This window comes from Paenibacillus jilunlii (assembly GCF_900102965.1).
GTDB classification, from domain to species: Bacteria; Bacillota; Bacilli; order Paenibacillales; family Paenibacillaceae; genus Paenibacillus_AQ; species Paenibacillus_AQ jilunlii.
Genome location: NZ_FNGM01000034.1, coordinates 25,912 through 32,975, shown reverse-complemented (window position 1 = coordinate 32,975; position 7,064 = coordinate 25,912). Strand labels below are relative to the sequence as shown.

The following is a 7,064-nucleotide window of genomic DNA, read 5'->3' as shown; positions in this document are numbered from 1 at the left end:
TAACCGAGGATATTAAACCGCACACGATTAGTTAAATACAACGCTCTCAATGGAGGCTGGAATGAACTGACCTTTGCGTCCATGTGCTTTGTCAAGGGGTGTGTATAACGTAATTTCTTTGAAGATATCCAAAATCATTTCATGCTTATCCACATCGTCCATTTGGTCCCATACTTCAGGCAGTCCGAATAACATTTCATTTTGTTCTGATAAATCTTCGACATTGAACGTTGGCATCTTTTCAAGCTCTGCCATCAGCATTTCCTCATTCTGCTTCTCGTCTGCATTATGTTCCCGTAGTTCCTCTTGGGATATCAGGTCATCTGCATACATACGCTGCCACTTTTTGCGCCGTTCCCGGACCTTATCTATCTCGCGTTTCAAATCTTTACGAAGGTCAATCATTGGGTCTTCTTCTGTCGTAGCTGCTAATTCACGGATAGCTGAATAATCTGTGGATAACCTTTCTCCGATCCATTCCAGCAGCAAGGATTCGACAAGTTCCTGCCGGAACATCGGCATCGTGCATCCTTTACCAGTTTGCCGACTGGAACATATATAGGAAATGATTTTATTATAGCTGCCATCCTGGCGCTTATTCTGGTGGTATCTTCCTGTCATCTTCCCGCCGCATTTGCTGCATTTCAAAACGCCAGAGAACCAGTATTCCCGCACCTTCGAATAACCTGTAAATGATCTTCTTGCCATCTCTTCTTTATGCTCCTGATATTCATCCCAACTGAATGTTAACTCCTGCGATCCGTCCGCAAATGTCAGATCCACAACGCCTTCTTTTTTGCGACTCGCATACTTACCATTTGATTTCTTTGTGCCGTAGCGCAGTTTCCCAGCATAGTAGGGATTGTCCAAAATGTACCACACGCTGAATGAAGTCCATCTGTATCCACGACGAAGTAGACCCATGTCATTAAGCTTTGTGGCGACTCCCTTCAAGCCCAGCCCTTGCATATAAAAGTTTCGTAGCAGTTTAATCTGTGTATATTCTTCCTGTACAATTTTCTCGTTTTTATCATACCCAAAGTTTATCGGACCTCCTGGCCTACGCCCTTCGTGAACCATTTGCTCCATACCCATACGCACACGCTCTGCGGTGTTCTCACGCTCCCACTGAGCGATGTCAGCCACCAGACGGATAAATAGTCTACCTGTGGCGGTTCGTGTCTCAAACGACTCTGTACAGCTCTGAAACTTGACGTTATGTGCTTCGAACATCTTTATGAGGTTGTCGCAATCGCTGGCGGATCGTGTCATACGGTCTAGTTTATATACCAATACCACATCAAAGAGCTGATTCTCCAGGTCCCCTAACATACGCTGCATCTCCGGGCGCTTCAGGTCCTTTGCAGACCATCCATCATCTATATATACCTCTGATACTTCCCAGTCCTGTGAATCTGCATACGCTAGTAACCGGCGCTTCTGTGCATCAATCGAGAATCCTTCAGCGGCTTGTTCGTCAGTAGATACGCGAATGTATATTGCTGCTTTCACACGATTCACTCCTTAAATCTCTCTATGTCTGTATTGTAGGGTAGGGGTAACAAAAAGACCATACCTGGATTGAGTATGGCCTGCGAGAATTTAAACTCACTTCCCAGATTCATATATCCATTTCATAAACCCTTGAGAAGATTGATAAATACCGTCGTTAATATAATTTGACGCGAGTGTTAAATGTGTTTGGAAATTATTTGACGCAGAAGAGTTCGTTTTGAAACTATTTGTGTTTATAAGTGATTCCATAATTTTAATCTCGTCTATAGCTTTGTAATAATCATCAAGCGCTTTGTTTGCATACGATTCATTACTATAACTAACTACATCTTGTCTATTCAAAAACGTATTGTAATCATTAATATTTTGAGATAATCCGGTAGTACTTGATCCACTTATGTTTCCACCTACACTACTTGTGATTGAATCAAACCTATAGGTATTCAATAATGAATTTAAATTTTCACCAAGATCCTCCATGTATTTATACATATTAGCTTTAGTAATATTTTCTTTCGTTGTCATGGATGTTGATGGTGTTATATTACTCATAACGTCTACAGTTTTAGTTGATTGATTCCATGTATAAACTATACCAATATCTTTCAACATATTTATAGGAACCATCGTACGACCATTGTAACTAATAGCTGGAACATCTGACTGTTTCAATGCAGAACCATTTGAGGTAATCCTAATTATTTCATTCCCTTTATACGTACCCCACATGCTAGCAGCGCTTACAACACCAGTCAATGCTAAACTTGCCGCCACAACAATACCAATAATCTTCTTTTTCACCTGAAACACCCCTAATTCCGCAATAGCGGTTATTTTTCGTCATTTCCCAACACTTACTATAATTTACTTGTCATATTTTACGCAATGATTACTTTATCTCAATAAAGTAAAATTAAAATTGCTTGTGTTATGCGTAGGGGGGATAACATCATGAAATTACTAACAGTTAAAATGCATGGTAGGACAGGGGAAGACAGTGATTTTGTCTTGCTAGACCTTATAAATGAAGTGAACGCCATCGATTTATGGGACCGCACAAAAAATTCAAGCAGCGTGCTTGCATTTCATACTGCGCGTGGATCGTATCTGGCACTAACTACTTTATCGGACATTGCTAAAGCCTGGGAACAATATGGCTTTACGCTTGTTGGAAAGGATATTGTAATCAACCAAAACAGAGTAGACAATATAAAGGCGATTGATAACAATGGATCTGTGGTTACGTTTGTCGATGGGATGCACTGTAATGTAAAAAAGCAGATTTAACCTCAAAAGTCAACTGGGGTAGTGGGGCTACACCCCACCTTTCTTTCGTCACCATTCGACAGTGTTTTCATAACTTGTCTGATATATTAACTTCATAAACTATTTACAAAGAAGGTGACATGTTTCACAATATGTACATACGGAATTAATAGTACCAATTAAATGGTACTCTTACCCGAGAGCGGCTAAGCCACTCCGCTATCGCCATTCCCATTTAAAAAGATCATCAATTGTACAGTCAAGATAGTAAGCAATGATTGCGGCGCGTTGTATCGTGATATTATCCATTCTCAAGTGTACGATATCCGATACACGCTGCTTACTAAGACCAGTACTATCCGCTAGCCATTGTTGATTCTTGCCTATCCTTTTAAGCAAATAAGGAATGCGACAGCTGACGGGTACATACTCCATCATACTGCCACCTTATATTTTTTTAAACTAAAAACAGAACACCTGTTCTTTTGTTACCAGTGATGTGGTATTATTTAATCAACATCGCTGCATTAAACTCTTAAGGAGTTGTTTACATGGACGAACTGTCAAGAAAATTAGCTGGTAAAATAATAGAGATAAAAGGAATGCGTATTGACGAAGACACTATCATTGATTTTTTTTATTCACGCTCATTTTCATCTTTGCAAGATGCTGAACTAACTCCCTTACAGCTGATTCAACAACAGGATCGTCCCGTAAACTAACCTTGAATTCTTCTTCGGCCTCTTTAATGATACGAACCATAATTTCTTCAGGGAGCGTGTATTCGCTCTCTTTTTTATCCCCTAAAAGCCAATTTGAATCAACTTCATAAAACCTAGCTAACTTATTTAAAGTATTGAAATCAGGTTCGGATGTTCCTCGTTCATATCCTGAATATGTTGTTCTAGGAATAGATAGTTGCAAAGCTGCCTCTTTTTGTGTTAGTCCTTTTTTCTTTCTTAGCTCTTTCAATCTAATTGAGAACAAGTGAATTCCTCCTTCATTTATCATTATAATGACGAAATACTCGACATTAAACAAAATCAGAACTTTTGACTAGATAATAGTATTTATGTGTTGACATGACGACAAACTCGTCATATACTTATAACATCGACAACGACGAGATACTCGTCAGAAAGGAGAATCGATATGCGTCACTGGTTAAAACAAATTAGATTGTCAAAGGGTTTAACACAATTTCAAGTTGCTGAGATGAGTGGAATATCTCGTAGTTACTATGCTGACATTGAACGTGGTACTGCAAATGCTGGTGGGTCCACAGCAAAAAGTATTGCGGATGTACTAGGATTCGAAATGTCTCTTTTTTTTGCCCAACAAGGACGAGTAAGTCGTCAAAAAAGTAAAAAATCAGCCTAAGGAGTGATTATGTATGAACCAGCTACAAAATTTCATTTACGGACAACAGCAAGTTCGCAGCACTGTAATTGATGGAGAACCGTGGTTCATTGCAAAAGATGTTTGTGATGTTCTGGAAGTAGGCAATCCGAGTCAAGCAATATCAAGACTAGATGAAGATGAAAAGAATACCATCATTTTAAATGAGGGTAATCGTGGAAACCCCACAGTAGTGATTGTCAACGAACCTGGCCTATACTCCCTAATTCTCGGCAGCCGCAAACCAGAAGCCAAACAATTCAAACGTTGGATCACGCACGAAGTAATACCAAGCATCCGTAAACACGGAGCTTACATGACACCACAAACCATTGAACAAGCAATCACATCACCAGACTTTCTTATCCAATTAGCAAACAAGATTAAAGACGAGCAAGAGAAAAATAAGTTTCTCGAACAAAAGATAGAATCCGACAAACCAAAAGTTCACTTTGCCGAATCTGTAGAAATCTCTAAAGATTCCATCCTGGTTGCTGATCTCGCAAAGCTACTGAGACAAAAAGGCGTAGAGATCGGTGAGCATCGGCTGTACAGATGGCTACGCGAAGAAGGATACCTTATCAAGTCCGGTACAGAGTATAACCGACCTACACAACGATCAATGGAAATGGGACTGTTTGAAATCAAGACTGGTCACCGAGGAAGTTCAGACGGAACAATCAAGCTGACTTACACCACTAAGGTAACTGGAAAAGGCCAAATTTACTTCATTAATAAGTTTTTGACCGCTGCTTGATAACCGCTCTCACTAATCTAACAAAAATAGTTTCACTATGAAAGGAATTTATTCCCAAGGAGGTTACAGCATGAAAGTACAACCACAAGGCGTAAACCCTGGATTATCACCACAAGCATGGTACAAATTGCACGTAAGACTGGCGCGGATGAACAAGAAGTACAGAGAGCAGCTGATGGAGGCACATATGAAGGGGGAGAAGAAAGTTGGCTAAAAGACGCGAGGATATAAACAAGTTCACATTGATTGAGACGCACAAGCGGTATCACAAGCCAGCGGACAAGCCCAAGCCAAGCCCATACCGTTCCTACACACCAATGTGCGGATGCGGTGAACGAGAAGCCGAATGGGAAGTCTACGAAACGCTACAACCCCATTGCACAGCCTGCAAGGATGAAGCCATGACAAGTACCATCAAGCCGTTTGTACGGCAGCTGGGAGGGTTTGACGATGCAAGTTAAGTACCCACCGCCGCCACCTAGTATAGAGTGGTACATCGAGACAGAATGCGGACATCTACTATCATGGTCTGCGGTTGATCTAGACAGCCTCTTTATTCGTCTTCATGAGAAGGGATTTCGCGCTAAGGAAGTAATGACATGGGAAGAGCATGAAGCAAAAACGAGTGAAAGAGAGCTGAAAGAATCTGCTTAGAACGGTAGCCGACATTATATCACATTATAAAGGAGAGAGTGAAATGGAAGTTAAATATTTGTTCACAATGGGCGGTAAATCAGCAGCAGCTAATAATTACAATAATCATCCGAAAATGGAGATATTCACATTGAGTATCGACAAGGGTGATATCAAAATGGAAACTCACATGAACCTCGAAGATATGGAGAATCTTGCTCAGGAAATGATGGAATATGTTCAGGAAGTAAAGGAACATGCGGCGGTGTTGATAGAGATGGGAAAGGTATGATACCGCAAGACCGGACGTTTTACCTGGAAATGGCGAAGTTGAAACCGAAGGACAGGCGTTGGGTGATGACGTGCTTTAAGAACTACGCAAGGGTGTGGAGACGAGAACAGGCCGCCATGCAGGGCAGCCCGTTGAAAGTCGCATATTAAAATATTCAATCACAGTATACCAAAACTTTAGGAGGAATGGAACATGCCTGAAAGTTGGGAACAGTTACGCGACGAAAACCAACAACTCAAATCCGAGAACGAGGATTTAGCGCGACAGTTGGCGCAGGCCAATGACTATATAGCACATTACGAGGATTCACGCAGATGAAGACCCGTGATGAACGCACAAAGTACATCATTCGCCACAAGGATGGATATTTCATTGATGTTGCAGGTAACCAAACATTTGATTTTATGAAAGTCACTAAGTGGAGCGATGAAGAGTCTCTATATGATTTTTTGAATCACAACAGCTATGCCCCGCCGAATCCACTTGATTACACTGCTCAGCGGGTGCACATCACATACGAATTGATAGGGGTTGATACGAATGTGCAACAAGAGTGAATCCATTGTAAATCTAGCAAAAGCGCTGGTTGCGTTTAACCTTGAAGTGAAAATCATCGAAAAAGACGCGAGTAACCCGCACTTCAAGAACGCATACGCCACATTGGACACCATTGTAAATGAGGTACGGCCTATCCTTGCAAAACATGGGCTTGTGGTAATGCAGTTCCCAGGTGGAGATGGGGAGAAATATACCCTTCGAACCATGCTTGTACATGAATCCGGGGAGTGGATAGAGTCTGAACCACTCACTATGAAGCCTGTGAAAAATGATCCACAGGGCATTGGCAGCTGCACCACGTATGCGCGGAGGTATAGTCTCTCTGCCATGCTTTCACTGAATACCGGGGAGGATGATGACGGCGAGCAATCTTCTAATGCGCCTGCACAGCCACCAGCAGCCCCACCAAGGGCTTCCAATCCACCAGCCAATACAAATACCCAATCAACATCATCTGGTCCAGCAGCACTTATCAGCGATGCTCAGATTAGATACTGCCATAAGATCAAAAGTGAAAAAGGAATACCTGAGGATGATTTCAGAGCCATGATATCGGCAATTCCTGGTAGGGAAAGCATAAAGGAGTTAACCAGTTCAGAGGCCCGTGTGTTCATCAATAAACTAAATTCGATGTGAGGTGTGACC

The 7,064-nt window shown here is 41.6% G+C and carries 13 protein-coding genes; 9 read left to right on the top strand and 4 right to left on the bottom strand.

Annotated elements, in window-relative coordinates:
• Nucleotides 1–27: 27 nt before the first annotated feature.
• Both BLQ82_RS30685 and BLQ82_RS30680 read right to left on the bottom strand, forming a co-directional pair.
• A complete protein-coding gene (locus tag BLQ82_RS30685; protein WP_062519506.1) occupies nucleotides 28–1,512 on the bottom strand; it encodes a recombinase family protein in 1,485 nt (494 codons plus the stop codon).
• 96 nt (nucleotides 1,513–1,608) lie between these two features.
• Complete coding sequence (locus BLQ82_RS30680; RefSeq protein WP_062519505.1) at nucleotides 1,609–2,316, bottom strand: stalk domain-containing protein; 708 nt, start codon at nucleotides 2,314–2,316, stop codon at nucleotides 1,609–1,611.
• A gap of 150 nt (nucleotides 2,317–2,466) precedes the next feature.
• Between BLQ82_RS30680 and BLQ82_RS30675 the strand changes: the two genes are divergently transcribed.
• Entirely contained in the window at nucleotides 2,467–2,802 is a 336-nt protein-coding gene (locus BLQ82_RS30675) for a LytTR family transcriptional regulator DNA-binding domain-containing protein (RefSeq protein ID WP_062519502.1), read from the top strand.
• A gap of 198 nt (nucleotides 2,803–3,000) precedes the next feature.
• Here the strand turns inward: BLQ82_RS30675 and BLQ82_RS33290 are convergent, their stop codons facing one another.
• Nucleotides 3,001–3,216 (bottom strand): helix-turn-helix domain-containing protein, encoded by a 216-nt coding sequence (locus tag BLQ82_RS33290; protein WP_062519500.1) that lies wholly within the window; start codon nucleotides 3,214–3,216, stop codon nucleotides 3,001–3,003.
• 189 nt (nucleotides 3,217–3,405) lie between these two features.
• Nucleotides 3,406–3,768, bottom strand: a complete 363-nt coding sequence (locus BLQ82_RS30665) for a helix-turn-helix domain-containing protein (protein WP_074648842.1) — start codon at nucleotides 3,766–3,768, stop codon at nucleotides 3,406–3,408.
• A gap of 165 nt (nucleotides 3,769–3,933) precedes the next feature.
• Between BLQ82_RS30665 and BLQ82_RS30660 the strand changes: the two genes are divergently transcribed.
• The 8 genes from BLQ82_RS30660 to BLQ82_RS30630 all read left to right on the top strand — a co-directional run bounded on the left by BLQ82_RS30660 (nucleotide 3,934) and on the right by BLQ82_RS30630 (nucleotide 7,055).
• Entirely contained in the window at nucleotides 3,934–4,161 is a 228-nt protein-coding gene (locus BLQ82_RS30660) for a helix-turn-helix transcriptional regulator (RefSeq protein ID WP_062519497.1), read from the top strand.
• A gap of 13 nt (nucleotides 4,162–4,174) precedes the next feature.
• Entirely contained in the window at nucleotides 4,175–4,936 is a 762-nt protein-coding gene (locus BLQ82_RS30655; RefSeq protein ID WP_062519495.1) for a phage antirepressor KilAC domain-containing protein, read from the top strand.
• Nucleotides 4,937–5,006: 70 nt separating this feature from the next.
• Nucleotides 5,007–5,150, top strand: a complete 144-nt coding sequence (locus BLQ82_RS32285; RefSeq protein ID WP_157243742.1) for a hypothetical protein — start codon at nucleotides 5,007–5,009, stop codon at nucleotides 5,148–5,150.
• Nucleotides 5,143–5,397: a hypothetical protein gene (locus tag BLQ82_RS30650; RefSeq protein ID WP_062519493.1), complete on the top strand. Its 255-nt coding sequence runs from the start codon at nucleotides 5,143–5,145 to the stop codon at nucleotides 5,395–5,397. Before BLQ82_RS32285 ends, BLQ82_RS30650 begins: the two co-directional genes overlap by 8 nt.
• A gap of 236 nt (nucleotides 5,398–5,633) precedes the next feature.
• Nucleotides 5,634–5,861, top strand: a complete 228-nt coding sequence (locus BLQ82_RS30640) for a hypothetical protein (RefSeq protein WP_062519489.1) — start codon at nucleotides 5,634–5,636, stop codon at nucleotides 5,859–5,861.
• A 192-nt stretch (nucleotides 5,862–6,053) separates the two neighbouring features.
• Nucleotides 6,054–6,179: a hypothetical protein gene (locus BLQ82_RS33040; protein ID WP_280117270.1), complete on the top strand. Its 126-nt coding sequence runs from the start codon at nucleotides 6,054–6,056 to the stop codon at nucleotides 6,177–6,179.
• Nucleotides 6,176–6,418, top strand: coding sequence for a hypothetical protein (locus BLQ82_RS30635; RefSeq protein ID WP_062519487.1), 243 nt, complete (start codon nucleotides 6,176–6,178; stop codon nucleotides 6,416–6,418). Before BLQ82_RS33040 ends, BLQ82_RS30635 begins: the two co-directional genes overlap by 4 nt.
• Complete coding sequence (locus tag BLQ82_RS30630) at nucleotides 6,402–7,055, top strand: ERF family protein (RefSeq protein ID WP_074648840.1); 654 nt, start codon at nucleotides 6,402–6,404, stop codon at nucleotides 7,053–7,055. Before BLQ82_RS30635 ends, BLQ82_RS30630 begins: the two co-directional genes overlap by 17 nt.
• The last annotated feature ends 9 nt before the right edge of the window (nucleotides 7,056–7,064 follow it).